The organism is Microbacterium bandirmense, from assembly GCF_037204185.1.
Classification (GTDB): domain Bacteria; phylum Actinomycetota; class Actinomycetes; order Actinomycetales; family Microbacteriaceae; genus Microbacterium; species Microbacterium bandirmense.
Genome location: NZ_JBBDGM010000005.1, coordinates 117,210 through 144,060 on the forward strand (window position 1 = coordinate 117,210; position 26,851 = coordinate 144,060).

Genomic DNA, 26,851 nt, shown 5'->3' on the forward strand with positions numbered 1-26,851 from the left:
GACCAGGTCAGAGCGCGTACTCGCGCTGCATGAACTCCCACAGCTGCGCGCTGCACGCCGCGACCACGTCATCCCACACCTGGGTCGCGCCGTCCTGGGCGCGGTCCGAGACGACGCGCACCACCCGGATCGGCACGCCGAACCGGTGCGCTACCCACACGAACGCGTAGGTCTCCATGTCGACGAGCACCCCGCCCAGCGCACTGATCCGCGCCACCGCGTCGGCATCGTCGACGAAGATGTCGCCCGTCGCGATGGTCAGACCGGCGCGACCGGTCTCGACCCGCGCGGGCAGCGAGACGTGCTGACCGATCACGCCCTCGAGATCTTGCACGTCGTGCTGGATCGCGGCGCTGACATCGTGGATGCCCGAGGCGACAGCATCCGATACCGCCCCCGCGGTGCCGACGACGACGATCTCGTCGTACGGCGCCGCATCGAGCGCGCGAGTGAGTCCGTACGTGGCCATCATCTTTCCGGGGCCGGTGACGAGGCGGTCGAAGCCGGGGAGTTCGGCGGGGAAGGCCTGCAGTTCAGAGGCGAGAGCGGCGACGAGGAGTTTCACGCTTCCATCCTGGCATCCGACGTGGCCGGGCGTGGTGAGAGGATGGGGGCGTGAGCATGCAGCAGCAGATCGCCGCAGACCTCGGCGTGCGGCCCGAGATCGTCCCCAGCGAAGAAGCGGATGCCCGGATCGGCTTCCTCGTCGACTACCTGCGCTCCACCGGCGCGAAGGGCTTCGTGCTCGGCATCTCCGGTGGACAGGACTCCACACTGGCGGGTCGTCTGGCCCAGCTCGCCGTCGAGCGCGTGCGCGCCGAGGGCGGTGAGGCGTCGTTCCTCGCGGTGCGCCTGCCGTACAAGGTGCAGCACGACGCCGCCGATGCCACCGCCGCGCTGGAGTTCATCGCCGCAGACCGGTCGGTCGAGGTCAACATCCAGCACGGCGTCGACGGTGTCGAGACCGACATCGAGAGCGCCGTCGACGAGGACATCGCCGACTTCAACCGCGGCAACATCAAGGCCCGCATCCGCATGGTCACGCAGTACGCCCTCGCCGGGCACGACGGGATGCTGGTGATCGGAACCGACCACGCCGCCGAAGCGGTCACCGGCTTCTACACGAAGTTCGGCGACGGGGCGGCCGACGTGCTGCCCCTCGCCGGGCTCACCAAGCGGCAGGGACGCGCGGTGCTGCGCGAGCTGGGTGCCCCGGAGCGGCTGTATCTGAAGGTGCCGACGGCCGACCTGCTCGACGGCCTGCCGGGTCGGCCCGACGAGGACGAACTCGGTCTCGCCTACGAGCAGATCGACACCTACCTCGAGGGTGGCGAGGTCGCTGCGGACGTCGCCGCGCGCATCGAGAAGAAGTACGTCGCCACGATGCACAAGCGGCAGCTTCCGGTGACGCCGCACGACACCTGGTGGCGCTGAGCGGGCGCCGGTAGCTGCCTTCGCCGAGGCCCCCAGCTGCCCTCGACACCCCCGGCTGCGGGCGCCGGTAGCTGGGGGCGTCGGCGAGAGATGGGGGTCTCGGCGCACCGGGACGGAGTGTCCGACCCCGGCGATAGTGTCGTGGCAGGCAAGGGAGAGGTGGCGCAGTGCGGGTCATTGCAGCGGACAATCGCGTGGTGTGGAGCGCCAGCGACCTGAAGCTCGCGGCGGAGTGCGAATTCGGGTGGATGCGGGCGCTCGACGCCAAGCTGGGCCGCGTGCCCGCTGTCGAAGAGCCTGAGGATGCCACGCTCGCGCGTGCCGCCGAACTCGGCGACGTGCACGAGCAGGCGGTGCTCGACGCGTACCTTGCCGAGTACGGCGAGTCGACAGACGGAGGGGCGGGCGTCGTCCGCCTGCCGAAGGTGAACTCTACCGATGCTGAGGCGCTGGCATGCGTCGTCGCCGAGACCGAGCGTGCGCTGCGGTCGGATGCCACGGTGGTGTTCCAGGCGGCGTTCTCGACACCCGAGTTCGTCGGCTTCGCGGACTTCCTGCTGCGCGACGCGGACGGCCGCTGGCGCGTGCAGGACTCCAAGCTCGCGCGCACGGCCCGCGCCACCGCGCTCATGCAGCTCGGGGCATATGTCGATCAGCTCGACCGTCTGGGCATCCCGCGCAGCGACGAGGTCGATCTCATCCTCGGCGACGGCAGCATCAGCACGCACCGGGTCGACGACCTGCTGCCGCTGTTCCACGTGCGCCGGCGCCGGCTGCGCGCCCTGATCGCCGATCGCGACGTCGACGCGGGAGCGACGGGCGAACCGCTGGCCTGGGGCGACGACCGCGGTGACCTGCAGGTGATCGCCTGCGGGCGGTGCGCGACGTGTGAGGAGCAGGTGATCGGGCGCCGTGACCTGCTCATGGTGGCGCGCATGCGCCCGGTGCAGCGGCAGCGCCTGCGGGCGGACGGCATCACCACGATCGACGACCTGGCGATGGCATCCGACGCCCCGCAGGGCATGAACCCCGACACGTTCGCCGCGCTGCGGGCGCAGGCCCGGCTGCAGGTCGGCGCCCCGCTCGAACCGGGGGAGATCCCGCCGTTCGAGCTGGTCTCGCCGAACGCGATCGGACTGATGCCCCGTCCGAGTCACGGCGACATCTTCTTCGACTTCGAGGGCGATCCGCTCTACACCGAGCCGGTCGCCGGAGCCGAGAGCGCGCAGTGGGGCATCGACTACCTGTTCGGCTGGGTGGACAACGCCGAGCAGTACTCGGCGCTGTGGGCGCACACCTTCGCCGACGAGAAGCAGGCGCTGCTCGACTTCCTCGAGTTCGTGAAGCTGCGTCGGCAGACCCACCCCGACATGCACATCTACCACTACGCGCCGTATGAGACCTCGCACCTCGCAGCGATGGCCGCGCGGCACGGCGTGGGCGAGGCCGACGTCGACCGGCTGCTGCGCGAGGGCGTGTTCGTCGACCTGTACCCCATCGTGCTGCGCTCGGTGCGGGTGGGGTCGCGCTCGTACTCGATCAAGAAGCTCGAGCCGCTGTACATGGGCGCCGAGGTGCGCACCAGCGACGTGCAGAAGGGCGACGACTCGATCGTGCAGTACGTGCAGGCGCGCGGACTGATCGACGCCGGGCGACAGGCCGAGGGGCGCGCGATCCTCGACGACCTCGCCGACTACAACGAGTACGACTGCGTCTCGACCCGGCGCCTGCGCGACTGGCTGATCGGCCTGGCGAAGCAGGAGGGGGTGCGCCCCGCTCCGCCGGACGACCCCGAGACCGCCGCATACGAGCCCTCGCCGCTGTCGCTCGCACTGCAGGCCGAGGCGCTCCGCGCCGAGCACGAGGGCCGCAGCGGAGCCGAGTTCCGGGTCGCGGCCGCCGCCATCGACTACTACCCGCGCGAGGCGAAGAGCTTCTGGCAGGGGCACTTCCAGCGGCTGCGGGAGCCCTTGTCGATCTGGGAGTCCACCCGCGACGTGCTGCGCGTCGATGCGATGGCGAGCTCGGTCGATGACGACTGGGCCGTGGGGGAGCGGCAGCGCGCGCAGACCCGCGTGCTGCGCCTGCGCGGCGAGGTCGCCCCGGGCAGCACCCTGCGCGAGGGCAGCACGCCGTTCGCGCTGTACACCGTGCCGACGCCGTTCACGGCGGATGCCCCTTCGCGGGTGATCCACGTGCCGCACGCGGTTGACGTGATCGAGGTGCTCGACGACGGCTACCTCGTGCGCGAGCGCGCCATCGACGGCCAGGTCTGGGATGAGCTGCCCATCGCGCTCGCCCCCGCCGCACCGCCGCGCGTCGCCTCGCAGCAGGACGCGATCGAGCAGTGGGCGTCGTCCGTGCACCAGGCCGCGCCCGGTTCTCCGCACGACGCCGCGACCGACATCCTGCGCCGCATCGCCCCGCGCACGCTGTCCGGTGATGGGCTGCCGGATGCCGGTGATGACACGATCGACGCGATCGTGCGCGCGGTGCTCGACCTCGACGACAGTTACCTGGCGGTGCAGGGCCCACCCGGCACCGGCAAGACCTACACTGGCTCGCAGGTGATCGCGCGACTCGTGCGCGAGCACGGGTTCCGCATCGGGGTCGTCGCGCAGTCGCACGCGATCGTCGAGAATCTGCTCGACCGCGTGGTCGCCGACGGCGTGCCCGCCGCGCAGGTCGCGAAGGCGCCGAAGGACCCGGATGCCGCGGCCCCCGCCTACACCGTCATCCGCAAGGACGGCATGGCCGGCTTCCTCGCCGAGCATGCGCACGACGGCGCCGTGGTCGGCGGCACCGCGTGGGACTTCAGCAACACCCGACGCGTCGACCGCAACGGGCTCGATCTGCTGGTGATCGACGAGGCGGGGCAGTTCTCGCTGGCATCCACCATCGCCGTCGCGGCCGGAGCGAAGCGGCTGCTGCTGCTCGGCGACCCGCAGCAGCTGCCGCAGGTGAGTCAGGGCACGCACCCCGAGCCGGTCGACACCTCGGCACTGGGATGGGTCATGGACGGCAACTCGGTCATCGACCCCGCCTACGGCTATTTCCTCGCCGAGTCGTGGCGCATGCATCCCGACGTCGCCGCGCCCGTCTCACGCCTCGCTTACGCGGGCCGGCTCGCCTCGGCATCCGGTACTGAGAACCGTGTCGTCGACGGCGTCGAGCCGGGTCTGCACGTGGTGCCGGTGCGGCACCGGGGCAACGCGACGCAGTCGCCCGAGGAGGCGGCCGAGGTCGTGCGCATCGTGCGAGAGCTGATCGGTCGCGAGTACGTCGATGGCATGTCGGATGCTGCCGCGCGTCCGCTCGGTGAGGACGACATCATCGTGGTCGCGCCCTACAACGCGCAGAAGCAGCTCATCCACGATGAGCTGACCGCAGCCGGATTCGGTCGCATCGCGGTCGGGACCGTCGACAACTTCCAGGGCAAGGAGGCGGTCGTCTCGATCACCTCGCTGGCCGCGTCCAGCGGGCGGGATGCCCCGCGCGGGCCGGAGTTCCTGCTGCTGCAGAACCGCTTGAACGTGGCGATCTCACGCGCCAAGAGCGTCGCGTACCTGGTGCACTCGCCGGCGCTTCTTGACGATCTGCCGTGGACCTCCGAGGGCGTCGCCCGGCTCAGCGCATTCGCGCACCTCGTCGGAGCAGACCGCGAGTAGAGCGATGGCGCGCTGTCACCGCGAATCAGCGATCGCTGATGCTCGAGCTGGTGGTGCGTGCTAGATTGCTAGCATGCACAGTCGAGACGATATCCTGCGGGCATCCGCCGCCTGGGTGTGGTTCCCGCGCGGGAGCGAGCAGCACAAGAGCGAACTTCAGCTCGTGCGTCATCCCGCACGGTTCGGCGGTGGTGTGAAGGCCTCTCAGGTCGACTCGCCGCACGACGCGTCCGCCGTGCTCGACGAGGCGATCGAGCGCACACGCGCATGGGGCGAGACGGAGCTGACCTTCTGGACCAACGCGTCCGATCGCCCCGATCTCGAGGACGAGCTGCGACGTCGTGGGGCGAAGCACTTCGACACCGTCGCCGTGCTGGCGCGACCCACCGCGGGCATCCCGGTGGAGGTGCCCTCGGGCGTCACCGCTGAGATCGTCCGCACGATCGACCAGTTCCGCGAGGTCGACGCGATCAACGTCGCGGTATGGGAACACCAGAGCCCGCTCGACGAGGCCGAGCTGGCCGAAGAGGTCGCCGAGAACGCCGCCGCGCTGGCATCCGACGAGGGCGGCCGCGCGCTCGCGAGGATCGACGGCGCCGCCGTCAGCACCGGGGGCTGCACCGTCGCCGACGGATTCGTGCGATTCTGGGGCGCAGCCACGCTTCCGGAGGCCCGCGGTCGGGGCGCCTACCGAGCGGTGCTTGCCGAGCGGCTGCGTCTCGGGGCGTCCATGGGCGCGCAGACGGCTCTGGTGAAGGGGCGCCGTGCGACTTCGGCGCCGATCCTGGCTCGCGCCGGCTTCACCCACTACGGCGACGAGCGCGGCTACACGCTGCGCGTCTGATCGTGTGGCGTGTATCCGCGCCATCTTCCTGCATCTGCTGCGTCGTACGATGGCGCGGATGCAGGAAAGTGCAGCAGATCGGATGCACGCCCGGCGCGACGGCTCCGGTCACGCGCGGCGCGAGTGCGTGTCAGACCGTGCCGTACAGCCGGTCTCCGGCGTCGCCGAGCCCGGGCACGATGTAGCCCTTCTCGTTCAGGCGCTCATCGAGGGCGCCCAGCACGAGGGTGACGTCCTGGTCGCCGACCAGTTCGCGGATGGCCTCGACGCCCTCGGGGGTGCCGAGCAGGCAGATCGCGGTGACGTCCTTCGCGCCGCGGTCGAACAGGAACTGGATCGCCGCGCCCAGCGAGCCGCCGGTGGCGAGCATCGGGTCGATGGCGAAGCACTGCCGGTCGCTGAGGTCATCGGGCAGACGCTCGGCGTAGGTGGTCGGCTCGAAGGTCTCGTCGTCGCGCACCATGCCCAGGAATCCCACCTCGGCGGTCGGCAGCAGCTTGACCAATCCCTCGAGCATGCCGAGACCCGCGCGCAGGATCGGCACGACGATGGGGCGCGGCTCAGCGATCTTCACGCCCATCGTGGTCGTCACGGGGGTCGTCACCTCGACCGGGGTGACCTTGACCGAGCGAGTGGCCTCGTAGGCCAGCAGGGTGACGAGCTCTTCGGTCAATTGGCGGAAGACCGGCGAAGGGGTGCTCTCATCTCGCAGCACGGTGAGCTTGTGAGTGATGAGCGGGTGATCTGCCACATGTACGCGCATGAATACAGGCTACTTGGCTGAGGCCCTCGCGTGCGCACGCGCTTCGCGGGCCCGCATTAGGCTCAGACCCATGACCGCCGCGTACGACGCCCCGATGCAGCGCGCGCTCGCCCTGGCATCCGAGGCCGGCGTGGCCGGCGACGTGCCGGTCGGTGCGGTCGTGCTCGACGCGGCCGGCCGGATCGTCGGCGAGGGACGCAACCTGCGCGAGCAGACGCACGATCCCACCGCGCACGCCGAGGTGGTCGCGCTGCGCGCCGCCGCGGATGCCGCCGGCTCGTGGAACCTCGAGGAGCACACGCTCATCGTGACACTCGAACCCTGCGTGATGTGCGCGGGGGCGATCCTGCAGGCGCGGGTCGGCCGTGTGGTGTTCGGCGCGTGGGATGAGAAGGCCGGCGCGGCCGGCTCGGCGTACGATCTGCTGCGCGATCGCCGGCTTCCCTACCGCGCCGAGGTGATCGGCGGGGTGCAGTCGGATGCTGCCATCGCCCTGCTGCAGGAGTTCTTCGACGCTCGGCGCTGAAGGCCGACCGATCCACCGCACGGAATGCAGGAGATCATCCGAAACGGAGGGGACTTCTGGCTGATTGCTCCCTGCAGATCGTGCGTTCTCCTGCGTTTCGGACGCTCAGCGCCCGCCGGTCGCCGCGTCGGCCAGTCGGGCGATCATCGTGAGATACCCCTGCGCACGCTCGTCGTAGTAGCCGATGTGGCGCACACCGTGCTCGTCGACGATGCTCTGCGAGGAATGCCCCTCGACGGCGACGCCCACGACCGCGCTGCCGTCGATGCCCGGCGCTTCGCCGCCGTCGCAGTCGTAGCCGATCACGCCGGGGATGTCGCGCGGGTCGAGCGGATGCTGTCCGAGTCGTCCCAGCGGGGCGATGCTGTCGCCGGCGCCTTCGGTGGCGTAGACGATCACGTCGCCGCGAGTGATGGCCTCGCCGAGGGCGACCCCCGCGGCGTGGGTGACCCCCGCGGAGGCGATCGAGAAGGCGGTGCGCACGGCACCGGCGATGTTCATCGCGAACAGTTCGCCGAGCAGGGTCGAGGAGTACGAGTAGGAGAGCACGGCGACGTGGACGTCGGGATTGCGCGCCACGAGGCGGTCGATGTCGACGGCGAGCTGGGCAGCGCCGATCGTGGCGTGCCGGGTGGCGAGCGCCGACACGTGCGTCCCGGAATCCCAGCCGAACCAGGCCACGGTGGCGATCTCACGCGGCTCACCGCGCATGACACAGGAGCGGATCACATCCATGCAGACGCGCTGTGCGGCATCCGCCCACGAGGCGAACGCGCCGAGGTCGGTGTCGATGCCGTGCATCAGATACGCGACCAGGTCGGCGCGGTCGAGGTCGCCGAAGGCGACGACGGCGCGAGGCTCGCCACCGACCATGGTGAACGACTCCAGTCGTGCCTGCGGGTCGCCGTCGAGCACCGCCTGCACCTGCTCGAGCTTGTGCCGGGTCGGCGCCGGCAGGTCGATGCTCGCCAGAGCGTCGCGGAACTCGTCGATCACGGGCCGTCAGTCGGACGACTTCAGTACGAACGCGTCTGTCGGTGGTTCGGGGTCGAGCGAGGGGCGGTACACGTCGGGCTCGAGATAGATCACGCGCGCGGCGGGCACCGCGTCGCGGATGCGGCGCTCGATCTCGTCGATGTCGCCAGCCGCCTCGCGCACGGACTTGTCGGAGGTCAGCGCGATCTTCGCCGCCACCATCAGCTCGTCGGGTCCCAGGTACAGGGTCTTGATGTGAATGAGCTTCTCGACATCAGGGCCGCCGCTGATGGCATCCACGATGAGGTCGTGGTCGGCGCGGTTCGCGCCCTCGCCGACCAGCAGACTCTTGGTCTCGATGCCGAGGATGATCGCGATGGTGATCAGCAGCAGACCGATCATCAGGGTGCCGAGTGCGTCGAACACGACGTTCCCGGTGATCAGGGTCAGGCCGACACCGAACAGGGCGAACACCAGACCGACCAGGGCACCGGAGTCCTCCAGCAGCACGACCGGCAGCTCGGGCGCCTTCGACCGGCGGATGAACGACATCCACGACTGGCCAGGCTCGCGCACCTGGTTGCTCTCCCTGATGGCGGTGCGCAACGAGAACGATTCGAGGGCGATGGCGATGAGCAGCACGGCCAGCGGCAGCCACCACCAGGCGTGGTCGAGCTCGTGCGGGTCGATGAGCTTCTGCACGCCCTCGTACACGGCGAACAGGCCACCGAGCGAGAACAGGATGATCGACACCACGAACGCCGACACGTACCGCTCGCGTCCGTACCCGAAGGGGTGGTCACGGTCGGCTTCGCGCTTCGCCTTGCGCCCGCCGCGCAGCAGCAGCAGCTGATTGCCCGAGTCGGCGACCGAGTGGATGGCCTCGGCGAGCATCGACGCCGATCCGGAGAGCGCCCATGCGATGAACTTGGCGAGGGCGATGCCCACGTTCGCCAGGAGTGCCGCGATGATCGCCTTGCTGCCGCCGGATGCGCTCATGGCTCGAGTCTACGATGACGGCTCGGATCGTAGGATGGCCGCATGGTCGTTTCGCTGCCCTCGCTCGCTTTCCTCGGTGCCGGTTCGATGGGAGGGGCGATCCTGCATGGCGTCGTCGCTTCGGGTGCACAGGTGGACGGCGGCATCGTCGTCACGAACCGCTCGCATGAGAAGGCGGATGCCCTGGCATCGCTCTCCGGCGTCAGAAGCGTCGCGCTCGTCGACGACCCGGACGGGAACAGGGACGCCGCCGCATCCGCCCGCATCGTGCTGGTCGGCGTGAAGCCGGCGATGGTGCCGGATCTGCTGCGCGAGATCGCGCCGGCGCTGCGTCCGGACGCGATCGTCGTGAGCCTCGCCGCCGGGGTGACGCTGGCGACATTCGCCGAGTCGCTCGGGGCGGATGCCCACGTGATCCGCTCGATGCCGAACACGCCGTCGACGGTGCGGCGCGGCGTGACGGGTCTGGCCGCCGGAGCTGCCGCCACCGCAGAGGACGTGACGCTGGTGCGCGCACTGTTCGAGACGGTCGGCGCGGTGATCGAGGTGCCCGAATCGCAGATCGACGCCCTCTCGACGATCTCGGGCTCTGGACCGGCCTACGTGTTCCTGCTGATCGAGGAGTTCACCAAGGCGGCGGTCGGCAAGGGCTTCTCCGAGGCGGATGCCCGGCTGATGGCCGAGCAGACCTTCATCGGGGCGACCGCCCTGCTCGAGGCGTCGGGCGAGGAGCCCGCCGAGCTGCGTCGCCGGGTCACCAGCCCGAAGGGCACGACCGAGCGCGCGGTCGCCGTGCTGCAGGACGCCGGGCTCGACGACGTCTTCGCCCGTGCGACGGATGCTGCGCTCGCGCGCGCCCGCGAGCTCGCCGCCGGCGCCTGAATCCCGGCACCTGCTCCCGGCGCGTCAGTCGGCGTACCCGATGCGCCGCAGCAGGGCCGCCCGGAACTGCTCGGGCCGCTCCAGGTGCGGGGAGTGGCCGACGCCCTCCCAGTCCTCCTCGATGACGTCGCCGCCCGCCGCGGCGTACGCGTCGAGCACGTCGCGCGTCTGCGAGACCATCGGCTGTGCCGGGGCGACATCGTCACCCGGCCAGCCGGGGATGACGCCCACCGCGCCCAGGTGGTTCAGGTCGAAGAACGAGGCGTCCGACACGATCGCGTGGGCGCTGCCGTGCACCCACAGGATCGGGGGCTTCTCGTCGAGGTCGACAAGGCCCGCCACGTTGAAGTACCGGGGCGCCATGGTGTTGAGCACCCCCGCGGTGCCCGCTGCGAATCCGGGCCAGTTCTCGCTGGGCACGCCATCGCCGGGGTAGTTCTGCGCGGCGGTGGAGGTCGTGAGCATCGACCGGACCCAGATGTCCTCGTGGGGTGAGGTGTATCCGGCGGCGACGTAGCTGGCGCGGAACACGCTGCGCGGTGAGGTCGACGCCTCGTCGGAGGTGTCGTCGTTCTGCAGCCGTGCCACGAAGTCGGGGTTCGCGCCGCCACCACCGCAGCCGGCGTCGTCATCGGTGAGCCGTGATCCGTCGCGCCGGGTGCCGCCGAAGCCGTAGGGCGATACCGGTGCCTGCAGGGTCAGACTGAGCACCGAGTGGTCGAGGGCGTACTGCATCACGACGCCGCCGCCCATCGACCAGCCGACCAGGTGCGCCGCCGGCAGCGTCAGCTCGTCGAACAGTGCGGCGATGTCGTCGCTGAAGTCGCGCAGTCCGCGCGTGGCGTCGACCGGCAGTGAGCCGCTGCCACCGAAGCCGCGCAGGTCGACGGCGATCACGCGCAGGTCGCGCGGCAGCCCGAGCATCGTCTCCTGCCAGAACAGGGCGGACGACACGTTGCCGTGTACGAACACGATCGTCTTCTGCGGGGGAGTCTCCCGGTTATCGCTGACCCGCTCGAGGATCTGCGTCTCGGCACGTCGCGTGCTGATGATGCGGGCGGTGATCCCGTCGAGCAGAGTTTCGGAGGCGCTCATGGTGTTCCTTCATGCCGTGACGCGGCCCCGGTGCCGCGTGCTCAGCACGACTCTAACGCGATCCGACCCGAATGTGAATCACCTTTCAGGTTGATTGGGTGCCTCAGCGATCGAGACCCGCGAACCTCTCGATGTCACTGTTGGTACCCGACACGATGATGAGGTCGTGGTTGGTGACCACCGTGTCGGCCTCCGCGTAGCGGAACGGCTTGCCCGGGCTCTTCACACCCACGACGGTGACCTTGTACTTGGTGCGCACCCCGGATTCGTTCAGGCCGACCCCGCGGATGAACTTCGGCGGGTACATCTTCGCCAGCACGAAGTCGTCATCGAAGCGGATGAAATCCAGCATCCGCCCGCTGACGAGGTGGGCGACGCGCTCGCCGGCCTCGCGCTCCGGATAGATGACGTGGTTCGCTCCCACTCGCGCGAGGATCTTGCCGTGCGACTGCGAGACCGCCTTCGCCCAGATCTGCGGCACCTTCAGGTCGACGAGGTTGGCCGTGATCAGCACGGATGCCTCGATGAGTGATCCGACTGCGACCACCGCGACCTGGAAGTCCTGGGCGCCGATCTGCCGCAGGGCGTCGAGGTTGCGGGCATCCGCCTGCACCGTGTGGGTGACCCGATCCGACCACTTCTGCACCAGCTCGAGGTTCTCGTCGATCGCGAGCACCTCGCGGTCGAGCCGATCGAGCTCACCGGCGCAGGCGGCGCCGAAGCGCCCCAGCCCGATCACGAGTACCGGGGCGTCGCCCCGCACCATCTCAACCAACGATCGGCCTTTCCACGGGCAGCGAGTAGAGCTGCGATCGGGATGTCGCGGCGACCGCCGCGGCGAGAGTCACTGTACCAACGCGCCCCATGAAGATGGTCGCCGCCAGTACATACGAGGCGCTGTCGGGCAGGGTCTCGGTCAGGCCCGACGAGAGACCGACCGTGCCGAACGCCGAGAGCACATCGAAGAGCACATCGACGATCGGGGCCTTGGTGATCTGCGCGATCACGATCGTCGACATCGCGACGATCGTCGCACCCCAGGCGACCACGCTGAGTCCGACGCGCTGCACATCGCTGGGGATGCGGCGGCCGAACGCCTCGACCGACTGGCGGCCGCGTGCCTCGGACCACACGGCGATGGCGAGCACCGCGAGAGTGGTGACCTTGATGCCGCCGGCCGTCGAGGCCGAGCCGCCCCCGACGAACATGAGCATTCCCGCCGCGAGCATCGACGAGCCGTTGAGATCCGAGATGTCGATCACGCTGAATCCGCCCGAGCGGGTCATCGCAGACAGGAACAGCGCGTTCATCGTGGTCTCGGTGGCATCCATCGAGCCGAACGTCTTCGGGTTGTTGTACTCGAGGACGAGGAACACCGCCGAGCCGATGACGAACAGCAGGATCGTTGTGATGAGCGTCAGCTTGGAGTGCAGCGACCAGCGCTTGACATGCCAGACGTGCTTGGCGAGCGTGTAGATCACCGGGAACCCGATGCTGCCCAGGAACACTCCGGTCATCAGCAGGATGAGCACGAGGTAGTCGTCGGCGAACACCGTGACCCCGCCGTCGTTCGGGGTGAATCCGGTGTTCGTGAAGGCCATCGCCGCGTAGTAGGGCGCCTCCCACAGCGCAGCGAACGGATCGATCCCCGTCCACACCAGCGCGGGATAGAGCAGCACCGCCAGTGTCGCCTCGATCACCAGCGTCGACAGCGCGACCGTCGTCAGCAGCTGACCGACCTCGCCGAGCCGAACGGTCTGGCTCTCGTTGACGGGACCACCGTGCGCGCGCATCGGGTTGGTGTCGCCGGCGGCGAGCAGCTTCGCGCGCAGCCCCAGTCGCTTCGAGATGACCATGCCCAGCAGCGAGGCGAGAGTGAGCGCGCCCATGCCGCCGATGTTCACGCCGATGAAGATGAGCACCTTGCCGAACGCCGACCAGTGGGCGCTCATGTCCACCGTCGACAGGCCCGTCACGCAGATGGTCGACATGGCGGTGAAGAACGCATCGCTCAGTGGTGTGACGGTGCGCGACTTCGACGAGATCGGCAACGAAAGCAGTGCGGTGAAGAGCAGGATGAGCGCGGCGAACACGACGATCGCGAACCGAGAGGGCGACGACGTGATGACGTGCTTGACGCGGCGGGCAGCCGCGTGCAGGGCGCGCCGAGGAGAGGATGCCGACACGATGCCCGACATCGATCCCCCTTCTGCTGTGTGCTGCCCTTCGCGGGCCCTCGTCATGGTACTCCGTGGCTGTGCCTACTACCCTGATGGCATGACCGACATCTTCGATGTGATCGCGGACGGCACGCGGCGCGACATTCTGCGGCTGCTGCTCGACGAGTCGGCGAACGGTGATCAGGGCACCAGCGTGACCCAGATCGTCAGCGAGCTCGGCATCAGCCAGCCGACGGTCTCGAAGCATCTGAAGGTGCTGCGCGAGGCGCAGCTGGTCACGGTGCGCGAAGACGGCCAGCGCCGGTTCTACAGCATCGCGGTCGGTCCGCTCGAGCAGGTCGACGACTGGCTGGTGCCGTTTCTGGTCGATGCCTACGGCGATGCGGCTCCCGACATCGATGTGCCGTTCGCTCCGCTCCCGTCGGCGACCGTGCACGCGGCCGAGGTCGTCGGCCGCGCTGCGGCTTCGGCGAAGCACGCCGTCACCAACGCCTTCAAGCGCCGCTGAGCGTCAGCATCCGACGCCGCTGACGCCCAGCGCGGCTCCGGTGAACGTCAGCGTCGCCCCGCCTTGCGGCGGAACAGCCACGAGCCCCACACGACGGCGATCGCCAGGATCGCCACGCACCAGATGACCGCGACCAGCGGCTCTGCGCCGATGTCAGAGCCCATCAGCAGTGCGCGGATGGTCTCGACGATCGGGGTGATGGGCTGGTGCCGCACGATCGGCTGCAGCCATTCGGGCATGCTCGACACCGGCACGAACGCGCTCGAGAGATACGGCAGGAACAACAGGATGAAGCCGTAGCCGTTCGCGGCCTCCGGCGAACCGGCGGCCAGTCCTATGGCGGCGAACAGATACGTGATCGCCAGGATGTACAGTGCGAGCAGCCCTGCCGTGAGCAGCCAGGCGCCGAAGCCGGCCTCGGGGCGGAAGCCGACGAGCACGCCGACCGCGATCACGATCGCCGTGGCGACCAGATTGCGCAGCAGGCTCGCGACGACGTGCCCGGTCAGCACGGCACCGGCGCGCAGCGGCATCGTCCGGAACCGGTCGATGATGCCGGTGCGCATGTCGTTCGCCACGTATACGGCGGTCGACGATGCCCCGAAGCCGGCGCAGGTGAGGATGATGCCGGGAACGACGTAGTCGACGTAACCGCCCGACGGATCGATCGCTCCGCCGAACACCCAGGTGAACATGAGCATGAGCAGCACCGGCAGCATGACCGCCATCAGCAGCGATTCGCCGTCGCGCAGCGAGTGGCGCAGGCTGCGCCCGACGAACACGAGTTCGGCGGTGATGCCGCGCAGACGCGGTCGGAGGGTGGGGACGGAGGGCGCGGTCGGCGCGGTGGTGATGGTCATTCTGCGGACTCCTGAACAGGTGCGGCGCCGACGAGGGCGCCGGTGCGGGAGATGTCGGGTTCGGTGAGGGCGAGGAACACATCGTCGAGCGTCGGGCGCCGCAGCGTGACGGTGCCCTCGGCGCCCTGTGCGTCGAGCTGATCGAGTGCGGTGCGCAGGCCTGTGACGGTGCCGTCGGTCGGGACGCTGCGCAGCAGCCCGCCGAGTTCGTCGTGCACCTCGACGGTGTCTCCGCCGATGCGGGACTTCAGCTCGGCGGCGGATCCGACGGCGGTGATGCGCCCGTCGTTCAGCACCGCGATGCGGTCGGCCAGCTGGTCGGCCTCTTCGAGGTACTGGGTGGTGAGGAAGACCGTGGTGCCGGCGTCGGCCAATGAGCGGATGAGCTGCCACAGATCGCGTCGGCTGCGGGTGTCGAGGCCCGTGGTCGGCTCGTCGAGGAAGAGCACCTCGGGGGTGACGACGAAGCTGAGGGCGAGATCGAGACGTCGTCGCATCCCGCCGGAGTACGTGCGCACCCGGCGTGATGCGGCGTCGCTGAGCCCGAATCGGTCGAGCAGTTCGGATGCCCGGCGGCGCGCGGCGCGCACGCTGAGCCCGGAGAGGCGGGCGAACATGACGACGTTCTCGGTCGCGCTCAGGGCGTCGTCGACGGCGGCGGACTGACCGGTCAGGCTGATCCGCTGCTGCACCGCGACAGGCTGCGTGCGCACGTCGAAGCCGGCGATCGTCGCCGTTCCGGAATCGGCCTGCGTGAGCGTGGTCAGGATGTTGATGCTCGTCGTCTTGCCGGCGCCGTTCGGCCCGAGCAGGGCGAAGACCTCGCCCCGGTGGACGGTCAGGTCGATGTCGTCGATGACCGTGTGGTCACCGAAGCGCTTGCGGAGGCCGGTGACGTCGATCGCGGCTGTGCTCATGGCGTCCTTCCTTTCTGTGGAGGGCGTAAACTGTGTATGTCGAACACTTCTGTGTATGACGGTAACACACGGTTTAGGAGATATACAGAAGTAGGATGGCGGGATGGCAGACGAGGAACTTCCCGAACTCCCCCGGGGGATCGCCCTCGCGTGGGGAGTGGCGGCGAACCCCCAGCGCGGTCCGAAGCGCGAGATGAGCGTCGAGAAGATCGTCGATGCCGCGGTCGAACTCGCCGAGGCCGACGGGATCGGTGCCGTGTCGATGGCCGCCGTCGCCGCGAAGCTCGGCTTCACGCCGATGTCGCTGTACCGCTACGTGAGCGCGAAGGACGATCTGCTGCTGCTGATGCAGGAGCAGGCCACCGGGCTGCCGCCCGAGGAGCACCGTGAGCACGAGGGCTGGCGCGACAGGCTGCGGGCGCTGTTCGAGGCGCAGACGCTCATCTACCTGCGGCATCCGTGGATCCTGTCGCTGCCGATCACGGGCTCTCCCATAACGCCCAACAGCTCGGCGTGGATCGACGCAGGGCTCGAGGCGCTGTCGCCGACGCCGCTCAGTGAGATCGAGAAGCTCGCGGTCACGCTGGCAGCCACAGGGCACGCCCGTTGGTACGGGATGGTGACGGCCGGCTACGCCGAGACGTCGCGGGCGACGGGGCTGAACCCCAACGAGGTCGCGTTGCAGGAGGCGACGCTCTTCGACCGCGTCATCACGGTGGAGGAGTTCCCCTACCTGCGCGCGGCGATCGACGCCGGGGTGTTCACGGCACCCGATGACCCTTTCCGCTTCGGTCTCGAGCGACTGCTCGACGGCGTGGCCATGTACATCGACCGCCTCGAGCAGGGCGGCGAGCGTGCGCCCGTGCGGGAGTGGATCGCGGTCGACCCGGCAGAGCTCACGGGTGACAAGAAGCACCGCGAGGCGCAGAAGGCCGTGCGTGACGCCGAGAAGGCGCTGCGCGATGCCCGAAAGCTCGAGCGGCAGGTGCGTCGGGACGCGATCGCGCGCGCGGCGCGCGCTCGCGGCGAGGCCTGACGGGCCGAACCGGGAGATCACACGAGCAACAGCGGTTTACACGCGTCGCTTGCACCCCATAAGCTGTGCATCAGCAGAAAGGGGTATTGGGGATGCCCGACGTTCAAGACGTTCGATTCCTGACGGTGGCCGAGGTCGCCGAGCTCATGCGCGTGTCCAAGATGACCGTGTACCGGCTCGTGCACGCCGGCGAGCTGCCCGCCATCCGATTCGGTCGCAGTTACCGCGTGCCCGAGTCGGCTGTCGCAGAGGTGATGAACAAGCCCATCTCGGACGTGGGATGAGCGCCGTGCACGCTCTGCCGTGACCGTTTGCTAGAATCGTCCGAGGCATTTTTTCCATGCCCGTACCCGGGTGCCGCCTTCCTGGCATCCAACCCCTGACTTAGTGAGGTTTCCGTGGGTTCAGTCATCAAGAAGCGCCGCAAGCGCATGGCGAAGAAGAAGCACCGCAAGCTGCTTCGCAAGACTCGCCACCAGCGCCGCAACAAGAAGTAAGCGGCACGACACCAAGCGCCTGTCCTCGGACGGGCGCTTCGTGTACCAGCCGCAGTTCTGTGTACCCGCCACGGAGAACCATGGGATCGACCACCCTCACGCTGATCGGCAAGTCCGACTGTCACCTCTGCGACGTCGCTCACGACGTCGTCGAGGCGGTCGTCGCCGAGTTGTCGGATGCTGACGCCGAGCGTCTCGAGATCGTCGAGCAGTCCATCCATGACGACCCCGCCCTGTACGAGAAATGGTGGGAGAAGATCCCCGTCGTCCTGATCGACGGCGAACTGCACGCGCACTGGCGGGTCTCGCCCGACCGGCTGCGCACCAGCCTGGAGGAGAAGCTGAAGTGATCCGTCACGTCGTGAGCTGGAAGCTCGCCGATCCCGATGCCGGTGTGCGCGCCGAGCAGGCAGCCGAAGTCGCCCGGCGCCTGAACGCGCTGATGGGCGTGGTGCCCGAGTTGCGTGCCGTCTCGGCAGGCGCCAACGTCGCCTACCCCGACGTCAACTGGGACGTCACCCTGGTCGCCGACGTCGACTCGCTCGACGCGCTGGAGGCCTACCAGGTGCATCCGGCCCACCAGGAGGTCGGCGTCTACCTGCGCTCGATCGTGCAGTCCCGTGTGGCGGTCGACTTCGAGATCTGAGCCGCACCCGCTGACTGCAACCCAAATGTGATGCGGCCGCGGGCCTCGGCGTTGGTCGATGCGGGCCGGGCCGTGTTTAGATGAGAGCTACCCGTCTTCCGGGCGCAAGCCCCTGTCACGAAGGAGTGGCCATGAACCGTCGTCCTCTTCTGCTCACCGCAGCCATCGCGGCCACCGCCGTGCTCACCCTGACCGGCTGCGCCGGCGGCGACACCGACGCCGGCTCCGACGGCGGTGACACCGCGCCCTCGGGTCCCGACTACGGCCTGGTCGAGGCCGGCACACTCACCATCTGTTCCGACATCCCCTACGCGCCATTCGAATTCGAGGGCGGAGACAACGGAACCGGCTACACCGGCTTCGACATCGACCTGCTCGATGCGATCTCGAAGAAGCTCGACCTGAAGCTCGCCGTGCAGGATGTGGGCTTCGACGCGCTTCAGTCGGGCACGACACTCGCCTCGGGCACCTGCGATCTCGGGGCATCGGCCATGACGATCACCGAGGAGCGCAAGGCGAACCTCGACTTCTCCGACCCGTACTACGACTCGCTGCAGTCGCTGCTGGTTCCCGCCGACTCGGACATCGCCTCTATCGATGATCTCGACGGTAAGATCGTCGGCGTGCAGCAGGGCACGACGGGCGAGGCATACGCCACCGAGAATGCTCCGGGTGCGCAACTTCTGCAGTTGCCCTCGGACGGCGAACTCTGGCCGGCAATCCAGGCCGGAACCATCGACGCGATCCTGCAGGATCAGCCCGTCAACATCGAGCACGAGAAGGCTGACCCGAACTACAAGATCGTCGAGGAGTACGACACGGGCGAGTCCTACGGCTTCGCCTTCGCGAAGGGCGAGAAGTCGGAACTGCTCGAGGCCATCAACACCGCTCTCGCCGAGCTGCGTGACAGCGGCGAGTACGACACGATCTACGACACGTACTTCGCTGCGAACTGAGATCGCTTGGGCTGGCGGTCGGAAGGGCCTCGACGATGGCGTTGAGACGAACTCAGAAGCAGAAGCTGTACCGATACATCGTCTACGCGGTGTTGATCGCGCTCGCGGTATGGGCCGTGATCAGCGCCGACTGGGCGCGCCTGGGACCGCTGTTCTTCAACCCCGAAGTCGCGCTGAAGATGCTTCCGGGCATCATCACGACGGCCCTGGTGAACACCATCTGGTTCACCGCGGTGGCGTTCTTCGGCGGGCTGCTGCTCGGGGTGCTGCTGGCGCTGATGAAGCTGTCGGTGATCGCGCCGTTCCGGTGGATCGCGACGGTGTGGATCGAGCTGTTCCGCGGGCTGCCCGCGCTGCTGACGATCTTCGCGGTGGCGTACATCCTGCCGATCGCGCTCGGTGTGCGCAATCAGGATCTCGGTGGCCCCGTCGTGCTCGGACTCGTCGGCTTGATCCTCGTCGCCTCGGCATACATGGCGGAGACGATCCGCGCAGGGCTCCAGGCGGTACCGAAAGGTCAGACCGAAGCAGCGCGGTCGCTGGGCATGTCGCCGATGAAGACCACGTTCTGGATCGTCATCCCGCAGGGGTTCCGGATCATCATCCCGCCGCTGACGAATGAATTCGTGCTGCTGCTGAAGGACACCTCTCTGCTGTTCATCGCCGGCAGCTTCATCTGGTCGAAGGAGCTCACCACCTTCGCGCGCGATGCGACAACGCAGAACGGCAATGCCACCCCGCTGATCATGGCGGCGCTGCTGTACCTGATCGTGACCATCCCCCTCACGCGCTTCAGCGCGTGGCTTGAGCGACGAATGGCGAGGCAGCGATGAGCACCGATCTGATCGACGTCCATGCCCCGGCCATCGAGGTTCGCGGGCTGGTCAAGAGCTTCGGCGACAACGAGGTGCTCAAGGGCATCGATCTGACCGTGACCGCGGGCGAGGTCGTGTGCGTGATCGGTCCCTCGGGCTCGGGGAAATCGACGCTTCTGCGTTCGGTGAACCGGCTCGAAGAGCCGACCGGCGGCAGCATCCTCATCGAGGGCATCGACATCACCGATGAGGACGTCGACATCGACCGGGTGCGCACCCGCATCGGAATGGTGTTCCAGAGCTTCAACCTCTTCCCTCACCTCAGCGTGCTCGGCAACCTGACGCTCGCGCAGCGCAGGGTGAAGAAGCGCGCGAAGGCGGAGGCCGAGCAGATCGCGCGCGAGATGCTCGACCGCGTCGGGCTCGCCGAGAAGGCGGATGCCTTCCCGAGCCACCTCTCCGGTGGTCAGCAGCAGCGCGTGGCGATCGCCCGGGCTCTGTGCATGAAGCCCGACATGATGCTCTTCGATGAGCCCACGTCGGCGCTCGACCCCGAACTGGTCGGCGAGGTGCTGCAGGTGATGCGCCAGCTCGCCGACGAGGGCATGACCATGCTGGTCGTCACGCACGAGATGGGCTTCGCGCGTGAGGTCGGCTCCCGCCTGATCTTCATGGACGGCGGGCACATCCTCGAGCAGGGTGACCCGCGCGAGGTGCTGGCGAATCCGCAGCATCCGAGGACGCAGGACTTCCTCTCCCGCGTGCTGTGAGCACGGCGGGGGCGTGATGCGACAGCATCCGCCCCCGCCCCTCACGCGGTGCGGGCGGATGCTGCGCATCTGGCATCCTGGGAACAATGGACATCGGCGCATTCCTCGGACTCGAACAGCTCACCTGGGGCACGCTGATCCTCATCGTGATCGCCGCGTTCGCGGCGGGCTGGATCGACGCGGTCGTCGGCGGCGGCGGGCTGCTGCAGCTGCCCGCACTGCTGCTGATCCCCGGCATCACGCCCGTGCAGGCGCTGGCGACCAACAAGCTCGCCTCGGTGTTCGGCACGGCCACCAGCAGCGTCACATATTACCGTCGCGCCAGACCCGACATCCGCACCGCGCTGCCCATGGCGGCCATCGCACTGGTCGGATCGTTCGGCGGCGCGGCCGTCGCCACGGTGCTCCCGCCGGCGGCGTTCAAGCCGATCATCGTGGTGGCGCTGCTCGCCGTCGCCATCTTCACCGCCTTCCGCCCGCAGCTGGGAGCGCAGACCGTGCTGCGCTTCCAGGGGCACAAGCATCACATCGCCGCCGGCGCAGCGGGTCTGGCGATCGGCTTCTACGACGGACTGCTCGGGCCGGGCACCGGCACCTTCCTGGTGATCACGCTGGTCACCCTGCTCGGCTACGACTTCCTGCAGGCCAGCGCCAAGGCGAAGATCGTCAACCTCGCCACCAACTCCGGCGCCCTGCTGCTGTTCATCCCGCACGGCGCCGTGCTGTGGCTGCTGGGTGGCATCCTCGCCGTCGCGAACGTCGCCGGCAGCTATCTCGGCTCGCGCATGGCGATCGCTCGTGGCTCGCGGTTCATCCGCGTGGTGTTCCTGATCGTCGTCGTGCTGCTGATCGGAAAGCTCGGCGTCGACGTGTGGAATGAGAACGTCGCGCCCTGGCTCGCCACGTGGTGACCCGTTCCGCACCGTCCGTCACGGGGCTATCCGCCGGGCATCTCCCCGCGTAGACTCCCCAGTGCGCGGGGATTCCCGAGTGCACTGGGGGAGTGCGATCACAGTCAAGACCGAGGAGGGACAATGATGTCGCAGGTCAGGAAGGCGGGTCTGGCTGGTGCAGCCGGGCTGGTCGTCGCCGCAGTCGTACTCAGTGGATGCTCGGGAGCCGGTGACGGCGGAGGCGAGGTGACCCTCGAGCTGCAATCGGCGATGGCCGAGGACAGCCCCCGTTTCGAATCGCTCTCCACGCTGGCGAAGGCCTACGAGGACGAGAACCCCGGTGTGACCATCGATGTCGTGCCGATGGGCCAGGACTACGAGGGCGACATGAAGGTGCGGATGGCTTCGGGCGATCTGCCCGACATCTGGGCGACGCACGGCTGGTCGCTGCTGCGCTACAGCGAGTTCCTCGAGCCGCTGCAGGGCCAGCCCTGGGCCGATGAGCTGAACCCCGTGCTCGACACGACGATGAAGAACGACGAGGGCGAGTTCTTCGCTCTGCCGCTGACCACTGATGTCGCCGGCATCCTCTACAACAAGACCGTGCTCGACGACCTCGGCATCGACCCGGCGTCGCTGGGAGACATCGAGGCGTTCGACGCCGCGCTCGCCGCGGCGAAGGATGCCGGGATCGTGCCGATCTCGAGCTCCGGCAAGGACGACTGGTTCGCCGGGAACGTCGCCGACTGGCTGGCATCCGGATCGTACGACGAAGCCGAATCCGCCGAGCTGGCCGATGGCGACTTCGTCGAGAGCGGGTTCGAGGCGATGTACTCCACGATCGACGAGTGGGCGGAGGCCGGCTACTTCAACCCCGACTTCTCGGCCGCGACCAGCGACGACATCGCCAGCGCCCTGGGGCAGGGCACCACCGCGTTCGTGATGATCCAGAACAACCTGGTGCTCAGCGCCCTGCAGTTCGTGCCCGACGCGCAACTCGGGTTCATCCCGGTCCCGGCGATCAACGGCGACTCGGAGTACCTGATCGGCGGCGAGGGCGTCGCCCTGGGGGCGTGGCGCGACGGCGAGAACAAGGAGCAGGCGCTGGACTTCCTCGCCTTCCTCGCCGAGCCGGAGAACATCGGCCAGTTCGCCGGTGACGACGGCAACCCGGCGGGTCTCACCGGCGTCGATGTCGATCTCGGTGACCTCGCCGACAGCTACGAGCAGTTCTTCACCCCGGGAGATGTGCGGATGGTGCCGTACTTCGACCGCGCATACCTGCCCAACGGCATGTGGAACACCCTGATCACGACGACCAGCGGCATCATCACCGGGCAGAGCGAAGTCGACGACGCGGTATCGCAGGTGGAGGCCGACTACGGCACCCTGTACGGGCAGCAGTAGCCGTGCCGCGGCACGGTCGACCGCACGGCCTGTACCCACGGCGGCTGAACTGGCTCTACGTGCCGGCACTGCTGCTGTTCGGGGTGTTCTCGATCTATCCGCTGATCAGCGGGATGGGGCTGTCGCTGACGAACTGGAACGGCTACAGCCCCGGCCGGGCGTTCATCGGCTTCGACAACTACGTGCGGCTTCTCGACGACGAGGTCTTCCGCCGGGCGCTGATCAACACGTTCATCTACGGCGTCGGCAGCACCATCATCCAGCAGATCCTGGGGCTCGGGCTCGCGGTGGTGCTCGACCGGATCGTGCGCGGTGCCTCGCTGATCCGCGCGATCATCTACCTGCCGGTGATGGTCTCGCCGGTCGTTCTCGGCACCATGTACTACCTGATCTTCCGGTACAACAACGGCGCGCTCAACGACCTGCGTGCGCTGTGGGGTGCCGACCAGGTGGCGTGGCTCGCCGACGCGTCGGTCGGAGTGACCGTGATCGTCGCGGTGAACTCGCTGCAGTTCGTCGGCATCTCGATGGTGATCTACCTGGCCGGGCTTCAGGCGGTGCCCAGCGAGTATCTCGAGGCCGCCGAACTCGACGGCGCCGGCTGGTGGCAGCGGTTCCGCAGCATCGTCGTGCCGCTGCTGCAGCCCGCGTTCGCGACCAGCATCGTGCTGAATCTGATCGGCGGGCTCAAGCTGTTCGACGTGATCCAGGTGCTCACCGGCGGGGGACCGGGGCGGTCGACGCACTCGGTGTCGACGCTGATCGGCGAGACCTACTTCTCCAGTCAGGCGGCGGGATACGCGGCATCCATGGGCGTGGTGCTGTTCATCCTCATCGCCGTGGCGACGTTCGTGCTGAACAGCGCGCTGAACCGGAAGCGGGTGGAGCTGTGAAAGAAGCACCCGCGCCGTCCAGGGCGCTCATCTACATCGCCCTCGCCATCGTCGCACTGCTGCAGCTGCTGCCGTTCTACTTCGGGATCACCACCGCGGCCAAGCCGAAGAGCGACCTGTCGTCGCCGTGGACGCTGCCCGGCGAGATCTACTGGCAGAACTTCGTCACCGCGGTGGATCAGGGCGGCATCCTCACGGCGATCGGCAACAGCGCGATCGTCACGCTCGTCTCGACGGTGCTGGTGTGCCTGCTGGGGGCGCTGACCGCCTACCCGCTGGCGCGGCGCATCACACGCGGAAACCAGCTGATCTACGCCGGCATCATCGCGCTGATCATGATCCCGCCGCTGTCGGTGCTGGTGCCGCTGTACACGCTGATGAAGGATCTCGGTGCGCTGAACACCCACTGGGGCATCATCCTGGTGATGGTCACCGGCAACCTGCCCCTGGCGGTCTTCCTGTACACGGCGTTCATGCGCAGCCTGCCGGTGTCGATCGAGGAGGCCGCTGTCGTCGACGGTGCCGGCCCGGTGCAGGTGCTGTTCCGGGTCGTGTTCCCGATGCTCAAGCCTGTCACGGCCACGGTGGCGATCCTCGCCGGCGTCGCGATCTGGAACGAGTTCGCACTCAGCACGTACTTCCTGCGCGACCCGGACGTGCGCACGATCGCCCCCGCGGTGGCGAGCTTCTTCACGTCGCAGGGCAGCAATCCGGGTGCGGCCGCCGCAGCATCCCTGCTCTCGGTGGTGCCGGTGCTGCTCGCCTATCTGTTCCTGCAGCGCAGCTTCATCAAGGGCATGGTCGCCGGCGCGATGAAGTGAGGAGCGGTGACGCGCGGTCTCAGCGCGCCACGGCGTACTTGAAGCCGACGTGGGAGCCGGTGTAGCCGAGGCGCTCGTAGAAGCGGTGCGCGTCGGTGCGGGCGGCGTCGCTGGTGAGCTGGATCATCGCCGCGCCGAGGGCCGGGGCGGCATCGTCGGCGACCCACCGCATGGCCGCCGAGCCGATACCGGCCGAGCGCAGGTCGCTGCGCACCCGCACCGCCTCGACGAGCAGTCGCTTGGTGCCTTGACGGGTCATACCGGGGATGAGCGTGAGCTGCATCGTGCCGACGAGCTCGCCGCCGAGGTCGATCACGACGAGGTCGTTCGAGGGATCGGCGAGCACCTCGGTCATCCCGGCGAGGTAGGCCGGGCGGTCGGCATCCGATGCCCGGTCGCCGCGGGCCGCGCTGATCGGATCATCGGCGAGCAGCGCGATGAGCGCGTCAGCATCCGACATCTCGGCGCGGCGCAGCACCGCGCGCCCGGCGCGCGAGCCGAAGGGGTGCGGGAGGGGGAGGGATGCCAGCATCCCCTCAGTCTGCCAGCGCCGGCTCGGGTTCTCTGCGCTCGCCGCCCCTGCCGAATGACACCGCCCCTGCTGGTTTACGTGAACCAGCAGGGGCGGCGGCGCTCAGCAGGGGCGAGGACGGATGCTAATTCGCGGCGACCTCGTCGGCCGACTCGTCCTCGGGCTCGTGGTCGACGCCCGCTTCGGCGCGCTGCTCGGGCGTGATCGGCGCGGGCGCCTCGGTGAGCGGGTCGAAGCCGCCGCCCGACTTCGGGAACGCGATGACCTCGCGGATCGACTCCGTCTTGGTGAGGTGCTGCATGACGCGGTCCATGCCCAGCGCGATGCCGCCGTGCGGGGGAGCGCCGAACTTGAACGCCTCGAGCAGGAAGCCGAACTTCTCGTCGGCCTCCTCCTCGCTGATCCCCATCACCTGGAACACGCGCTTCTGCACGTCCTCGCGGTGGATGCGGATCGATCCGCCGCCGAGCTCCGAGCCGTTGCAGACGATGTCGTACGCGTAGGCGAGGGCGGATGCCGGGTCGCTGTCGAACGTGTCGGCGAACTCCGGCTTCGGACCGGTGAACGCGTGGTGCACAGCCGTCCACGCGCCGGTGCCCACGGCGACGTCGCCCGAGGCGACGGCATCCGACGCCGGCTCGAACATCGGGGCTTCGACGACCCAGGTGAACGCGAACTCGTTCGGGTCGAGCAGCTCGAGGCGACGGCCGATCTCGACGCGCGCGGCGCCGAGCAGCGCGCGGCTGGCCTTGGTCTCACCCGCGGCGAAGAAGGCGCAGTCGCCCGGCTTCGCGCCCACGAGCTCGGCAAGGCCCGCCTGCTCGGACTCCGACAGGTTCTTGGCGACGGGGCCGCCGAGCGTGCCGTCCTCGTTGAAGAGGACGTACGCGAGGCCGCGGGCACCGCGCTGCTTGGCCCAGTCCTGCCACGCGTCGAGCACCTTGCGGGGCTGCGACGCGCCACCGGGCATCAGCACCGCACCGACGTACTCCGACTGGAACACCCGGAACGGGGTCTCGGTGAAGTACTCGGTCGCCTCGACGAGCTCGAGGCCGAAGCGCAGGTCGGGCTTGTCGGAGCCGTACTTGGCCATCGCGTCGGCGTAGGTCATCCGCGGCAGCGGGGTCTGCACGTCGACGTCGATGGTCTTCCACATCGCGACGACGAGCGACTCCATCATCTCGATGACGTCCTCCTGGTCGACGAAGGCCATCTCGATGTCGAGCTGCGTGAACTCCGGCTGACGGTCGGCGCGGAAGTCCTCGTCGCGGTAGCAGCGCGCGATCTGGAAGTACTTCTCCACGCCGCCCACCATCAGCAGCTGCTTGAACAGCTGCGGCGACTGCGGCAGCGCGTACCAGCTGCCGGGGTGCAGGCGCGCCGGCACCAGGAAGTCGCGGGCGCCCTCGGGCGTCGAACGGGTCAGCGTCGGGGTCTCGACCTCGACGAACTCGCGCGAGTGCAGTTCGTCGCGGATCGCCTTGTAGACCTCAGAGCGCAGGCGCATCGCGTTCGCGGCCTGCGGCCGGCGCAGATCGAGGTAGCGGTGCTTGAGACGCACCTCCTCACCGATCGGGTCGGACTCGGCGAGACCGCTCGAGACCGGGAAGGGCAGCGGAGCGGACTCGTTGAGCACGACGACATCGGATGCGATCAGCTCGATGTCCCCGGTGGGGAGGTTCGGGTTCTCGTTGCCGGCCGGGCGGCGCGAGACCTCGCCGGTCACCTGCAGCACGAACTCGCTGCGCAGGGGGTGGGCCACCTCTTCATCGCGGATGACGACCTGGGCGATGCCCGTGGCGTCCCGAAGATCGATGAACGCGACGCCTCCGTGATCGCGGCGACGATCGACCCAGCCCGAGAGGGTGACGGTCTGACCGATGTGCTCGGCTCGCAGCGAGCCTGCCGTGTGTGTGCGAAGCACGGAACTTCCT

Annotated in this window: 29 protein-coding genes; 18 read left to right on the top strand and 11 right to left on the bottom strand. The window is 68.6% G+C overall.

Annotated elements, in window-relative coordinates; genetic code table 11:
* Positions 1–7 precede the first annotated feature (7 nt).
* On the bottom strand, positions 8–565 hold the full coding sequence (locus WDU99_RS07360; protein WP_337331800.1) for a phosphorylase family protein: 558 nt from the start codon (positions 563–565) through the stop codon (positions 8–10).
* Positions 566–621: 56 nt separating this feature from the next.
* Here WDU99_RS07360 and nadE point away from each other — a divergent pair, with 56 nt between their 5' ends.
* From nadE to WDU99_RS07375, 3 genes are all read left to right on the top strand, one after another.
* Positions 622–1,434 carry an ammonia-dependent NAD(+) synthetase gene (gene nadE / locus WDU99_RS07365; RefSeq protein ID WP_337331937.1) on the top strand — a complete coding sequence of 271 codons (813 nt, stop codon included), beginning with the start codon at positions 622–624 and terminating at the stop codon, positions 1,432–1,434.
* Positions 1,435–1,682: 248 nt separating this feature from the next.
* Entirely contained in the window at positions 1,683–5,102 is a 3,420-nt protein-coding gene (locus WDU99_RS07370) for a TM0106 family RecB-like putative nuclease (protein ID WP_337331938.1), read from the top strand.
* A 73-nt stretch (positions 5,103–5,175) separates the two neighbouring features.
* Entirely contained in the window at positions 5,176–5,946 is a 771-nt protein-coding gene (locus tag WDU99_RS07375; RefSeq protein WP_337331801.1) for a GNAT family N-acetyltransferase, read from the top strand.
* A 130-nt stretch (positions 5,947–6,076) separates the two neighbouring features.
* Here WDU99_RS07375 and upp read toward each other — a convergent pair whose 3' ends face one another.
* Positions 6,077–6,709: a uracil phosphoribosyltransferase gene (gene upp / locus WDU99_RS07380; RefSeq protein WP_337331802.1), complete on the bottom strand. Its 633-nt coding sequence runs from the start codon at positions 6,707–6,709 to the stop codon at positions 6,077–6,079.
* A gap of 70 nt (positions 6,710–6,779) precedes the next feature.
* On the opposite strand from upp, the gene WDU99_RS07385 reads away from it, so the two are divergent.
* A complete protein-coding gene (locus tag WDU99_RS07385) occupies positions 6,780–7,235 on the top strand; it encodes a nucleoside deaminase (RefSeq protein ID WP_337331803.1) in 456 nt (151 codons plus the stop codon).
* Between the two features lie 105 nt (positions 7,236–7,340).
* On the opposite strand, the gene WDU99_RS07390 is transcribed toward WDU99_RS07385, so the two are convergent.
* Together WDU99_RS07390 and WDU99_RS07395 are read right to left on the bottom strand one after the other, a co-directional pair.
* The gene (locus tag WDU99_RS07390; protein ID WP_337331804.1) at positions 7,341–8,231 is read right to left on the bottom strand and encodes an alpha/beta hydrolase; all 891 of its coding nucleotides are present in this window, start codon (positions 8,229–8,231) and stop codon (positions 7,341–7,343) included.
* 6 nt (positions 8,232–8,237) lie between these two features.
* Complete coding sequence (locus WDU99_RS07395; RefSeq protein ID WP_337331805.1) at positions 8,238–9,209, bottom strand: cation diffusion facilitator family transporter; 972 nt, start codon at positions 9,207–9,209, stop codon at positions 8,238–8,240.
* A gap of 42 nt (positions 9,210–9,251) precedes the next feature.
* On the opposite strand from WDU99_RS07395, the gene proC reads away from it, so the two are divergent.
* Positions 9,252–10,091, top strand: coding sequence for a pyrroline-5-carboxylate reductase (proC, locus tag WDU99_RS07400; RefSeq protein ID WP_337331806.1), 840 nt, complete (start codon positions 9,252–9,254; stop codon positions 10,089–10,091).
* Between the two features lie 24 nt (positions 10,092–10,115).
* Here proC and WDU99_RS07405 read toward each other — a convergent pair whose 3' ends face one another.
* The 3 genes from WDU99_RS07405 to WDU99_RS07415 form a co-directional block, all read right to left on the bottom strand.
* On the bottom strand, positions 10,116–11,186 hold the full coding sequence (locus tag WDU99_RS07405) for an alpha/beta hydrolase (protein WP_337331807.1): 1,071 nt from the start codon (positions 11,184–11,186) through the stop codon (positions 10,116–10,118).
* A 103-nt stretch (positions 11,187–11,289) separates the two neighbouring features.
* The gene (locus tag WDU99_RS07410) at positions 11,290–11,952 is read right to left on the bottom strand and encodes a potassium channel family protein (RefSeq protein WP_420063991.1); all 663 of its coding nucleotides are present in this window, start codon (positions 11,950–11,952) and stop codon (positions 11,290–11,292) included.
* A gap of 1 nt (position 11,953) precedes the next feature.
* Positions 11,954–13,384 carry a TrkH family potassium uptake protein gene (locus WDU99_RS07415; RefSeq protein WP_337331809.1) on the bottom strand — a complete coding sequence of 477 codons (1,431 nt, stop codon included), beginning with the start codon at positions 13,382–13,384 and terminating at the stop codon, positions 11,954–11,956.
* A gap of 79 nt (positions 13,385–13,463) precedes the next feature.
* On the opposite strand from WDU99_RS07415, the gene WDU99_RS07420 reads away from it, so the two are divergent.
* Entirely contained in the window at positions 13,464–13,874 is a 411-nt protein-coding gene (locus tag WDU99_RS07420; protein ID WP_337331810.1) for an ArsR/SmtB family transcription factor, read from the top strand.
* Positions 13,875–13,921: 47 nt separating this feature from the next.
* Here the strand turns inward: WDU99_RS07420 and WDU99_RS07425 are convergent, their stop codons facing one another.
* Entirely contained in the window at positions 13,922–14,734 is an 813-nt protein-coding gene (locus tag WDU99_RS07425) for an ABC transporter permease (protein ID WP_337331811.1), read from the bottom strand.
* Positions 14,731–15,651 (bottom strand): ATP-binding cassette domain-containing protein, encoded by a 921-nt coding sequence (locus WDU99_RS07430; RefSeq protein WP_337331812.1) that lies wholly within the window; start codon positions 15,649–15,651, stop codon positions 14,731–14,733. The genes WDU99_RS07425 and WDU99_RS07430 overlap by 4 nt, the downstream gene beginning before the upstream one ends.
* Positions 15,652–15,754: 103 nt before the next feature.
* Here WDU99_RS07430 and WDU99_RS07435 point away from each other — a divergent pair, with 103 nt between their 5' ends.
* From WDU99_RS07435 to WDU99_RS07490, 12 genes are all read left to right on the top strand, one after another.
* Complete coding sequence (locus tag WDU99_RS07435) at positions 15,755–16,687, top strand: TetR/AcrR family transcriptional regulator (protein WP_337331813.1); 933 nt, start codon at positions 15,755–15,757, stop codon at positions 16,685–16,687.
* Between the two features lie 92 nt (positions 16,688–16,779).
* Positions 16,780–16,971 carry a helix-turn-helix domain-containing protein gene (locus WDU99_RS07440; protein WP_337331814.1) on the top strand — a complete coding sequence of 64 codons (192 nt, stop codon included), beginning with the start codon at positions 16,780–16,782 and terminating at the stop codon, positions 16,969–16,971.
* A gap of 114 nt (positions 16,972–17,085) precedes the next feature.
* The gene (locus tag WDU99_RS07445) at positions 17,086–17,184 is read left to right on the top strand and encodes a 30S ribosomal protein bS22 (RefSeq protein WP_003792170.1); all 99 of its coding nucleotides are present in this window, start codon (positions 17,086–17,088) and stop codon (positions 17,182–17,184) included.
* A gap of 80 nt (positions 17,185–17,264) precedes the next feature.
* The gene (locus WDU99_RS07450) at positions 17,265–17,534 is read left to right on the top strand and encodes a glutaredoxin family protein (protein ID WP_337331815.1); all 270 of its coding nucleotides are present in this window, start codon (positions 17,265–17,267) and stop codon (positions 17,532–17,534) included.
* Positions 17,531–17,830, top strand: coding sequence for a Dabb family protein (locus tag WDU99_RS07455; protein ID WP_337331816.1), 300 nt, complete (start codon positions 17,531–17,533; stop codon positions 17,828–17,830). The genes WDU99_RS07450 and WDU99_RS07455 overlap by 4 nt, the downstream gene beginning before the upstream one ends.
* 131 nt (positions 17,831–17,961) lie before the next feature.
* Entirely contained in the window at positions 17,962–18,786 is an 825-nt protein-coding gene (locus tag WDU99_RS07460; protein WP_337331817.1) for a transporter substrate-binding domain-containing protein, read from the top strand.
* A gap of 35 nt (positions 18,787–18,821) precedes the next feature.
* The gene (locus WDU99_RS07465; RefSeq protein ID WP_337331818.1) at positions 18,822–19,619 is read left to right on the top strand and encodes an amino acid ABC transporter permease; all 798 of its coding nucleotides are present in this window, start codon (positions 18,822–18,824) and stop codon (positions 19,617–19,619) included.
* Positions 19,616–20,371, top strand: a complete 756-nt coding sequence (locus WDU99_RS07470) for an amino acid ABC transporter ATP-binding protein (RefSeq protein WP_337331819.1) — start codon at positions 19,616–19,618, stop codon at positions 20,369–20,371. The genes WDU99_RS07465 and WDU99_RS07470 overlap by 4 nt, the downstream gene beginning before the upstream one ends.
* 86 nt (positions 20,372–20,457) lie before the next feature.
* Positions 20,458–21,282: a sulfite exporter TauE/SafE family protein gene (locus tag WDU99_RS07475; RefSeq protein WP_337331820.1), complete on the top strand. Its 825-nt coding sequence runs from the start codon at positions 20,458–20,460 to the stop codon at positions 21,280–21,282.
* A gap of 126 nt (positions 21,283–21,408) precedes the next feature.
* On the top strand, positions 21,409–22,671 hold the full coding sequence (locus tag WDU99_RS07480) for an ABC transporter substrate-binding protein (protein WP_337331821.1): 1,263 nt from the start codon (positions 21,409–21,411) through the stop codon (positions 22,669–22,671).
* A 2-nt stretch (positions 22,672–22,673) separates the two neighbouring features.
* Entirely contained in the window at positions 22,674–23,564 is an 891-nt protein-coding gene (locus WDU99_RS07485; RefSeq protein ID WP_337331822.1) for a carbohydrate ABC transporter permease, read from the top strand.
* Entirely contained in the window at positions 23,561–24,385 is an 825-nt protein-coding gene (locus WDU99_RS07490) for a carbohydrate ABC transporter permease (RefSeq protein WP_337331823.1), read from the top strand. Before WDU99_RS07485 ends, WDU99_RS07490 begins: the two co-directional genes overlap by 4 nt.
* A gap of 19 nt (positions 24,386–24,404) precedes the next feature.
* On the opposite strand, the gene WDU99_RS07495 is transcribed toward WDU99_RS07490, so the two are convergent.
* Together WDU99_RS07495 and aspS are read right to left on the bottom strand one after the other, a co-directional pair.
* On the bottom strand, positions 24,405–24,917 hold the full coding sequence (locus WDU99_RS07495) for a GNAT family N-acetyltransferase (protein ID WP_337331824.1): 513 nt from the start codon (positions 24,915–24,917) through the stop codon (positions 24,405–24,407).
* Positions 24,918–25,041: 124 nt separating this feature from the next.
* The gene (gene aspS / locus WDU99_RS07500; RefSeq protein WP_337331825.1) at positions 25,042–26,841 is read right to left on the bottom strand and encodes an aspartate--tRNA ligase; all 1,800 of its coding nucleotides are present in this window, start codon (positions 26,839–26,841) and stop codon (positions 25,042–25,044) included.
* Between the last annotated feature and the right edge of the window lie 10 nt (positions 26,842–26,851).

Bases quoted from the DNA above. Each gene is read 5' to 3' on its own strand.
- WDU99_RS07405 (WP_337331807.1), bottom strand. From the start codon at position 11,186: ATGAGCGCCTCCGAAACTCTGCTCGACGGGATCACCGCCCGCATCATC.
- WDU99_RS07375 (WP_337331801.1), top strand. From the start codon at position 5,176: ATGCACAGTCGAGACGATATCCTGCGGGCATCCGCCGCCTGGGTGTGG.
- proC (WP_337331806.1), top strand. From the start codon at position 9,252: ATGGTCGTTTCGCTGCCCTCGCTCGCTTTCCTCGGTGCCGGTTCGATG.
- WDU99_RS07480 (WP_337331821.1), top strand. From the start codon at position 21,409: ATGTCGCAGGTCAGGAAGGCGGGTCTGGCTGGTGCAGCCGGGCTGGTC.
- upp (WP_337331802.1), bottom strand. From the start codon at position 6,709: ATGCGCGTACATGTGGCAGATCACCCGCTCATCACTCACAAGCTCACC.
- WDU99_RS07470 (WP_337331819.1), top strand. From the start codon at position 19,616: ATGAGCACCGATCTGATCGACGTCCATGCCCCGGCCATCGAGGTTCGC.
- WDU99_RS07370 (WP_337331938.1), top strand. From the start codon at position 1,683: ATGCGGGCGCTCGACGCCAAGCTGGGCCGCGTGCCCGCTGTCGAAGAG.
- WDU99_RS07385 (WP_337331803.1), top strand. From the start codon at position 6,780: ATGACCGCCGCGTACGACGCCCCGATGCAGCGCGCGCTCGCCCTGGCA.
- WDU99_RS07430 (WP_337331812.1), bottom strand. From the start codon at position 15,651: ATGAGCACAGCCGCGATCGACGTCACCGGCCTCCGCAAGCGCTTCGGT.
- WDU99_RS07435 (WP_337331813.1), top strand. From the start codon at position 15,755: ATGGCAGACGAGGAACTTCCCGAACTCCCCCGGGGGATCGCCCTCGCG.
- WDU99_RS07495 (WP_337331824.1), bottom strand. From the start codon at position 24,917: ATGCTGGCATCCCTCCCCCTCCCGCACCCCTTCGGCTCGCGCGCCGGG.
- WDU99_RS07460 (WP_337331817.1), top strand. From the start codon at position 17,962: ATGAACCGTCGTCCTCTTCTGCTCACCGCAGCCATCGCGGCCACCGCC.
- WDU99_RS07450 (WP_337331815.1), top strand. From the start codon at position 17,265: ATGGGATCGACCACCCTCACGCTGATCGGCAAGTCCGACTGTCACCTC.
- WDU99_RS07420 (WP_337331810.1), top strand. From the start codon at position 13,464: ATGACCGACATCTTCGATGTGATCGCGGACGGCACGCGGCGCGACATT.
- WDU99_RS07415 (WP_337331809.1), bottom strand. From the start codon at position 13,384: ATGTCGGGCATCGTGTCGGCATCCTCTCCTCGGCGCGCCCTGCACGCG.
- WDU99_RS07410 (WP_420063991.1), bottom strand. From the start codon at position 11,952: ATGGTGCGGGGCGACGCCCCGGTACTCGTGATCGGGCTGGGGCGCTTC.
- WDU99_RS07475 (WP_337331820.1), top strand. From the start codon at position 20,458: ATGGACATCGGCGCATTCCTCGGACTCGAACAGCTCACCTGGGGCACG.
- WDU99_RS07440 (WP_337331814.1), top strand. From the start codon at position 16,780: ATGCCCGACGTTCAAGACGTTCGATTCCTGACGGTGGCCGAGGTCGCC.
- nadE (WP_337331937.1), top strand. From the start codon at position 622: ATGCAGCAGCAGATCGCCGCAGACCTCGGCGTGCGGCCCGAGATCGTC.
- WDU99_RS07465 (WP_337331818.1), top strand. From the start codon at position 18,822: ATGGCGTTGAGACGAACTCAGAAGCAGAAGCTGTACCGATACATCGTC.
- WDU99_RS07395 (WP_337331805.1), bottom strand. From the start codon at position 9,209: ATGAGCGCATCCGGCGGCAGCAAGGCGATCATCGCGGCACTCCTGGCG.
- WDU99_RS07425 (WP_337331811.1), bottom strand. From the start codon at position 14,734: ATGACCATCACCACCGCGCCGACCGCGCCCTCCGTCCCCACCCTCCGA.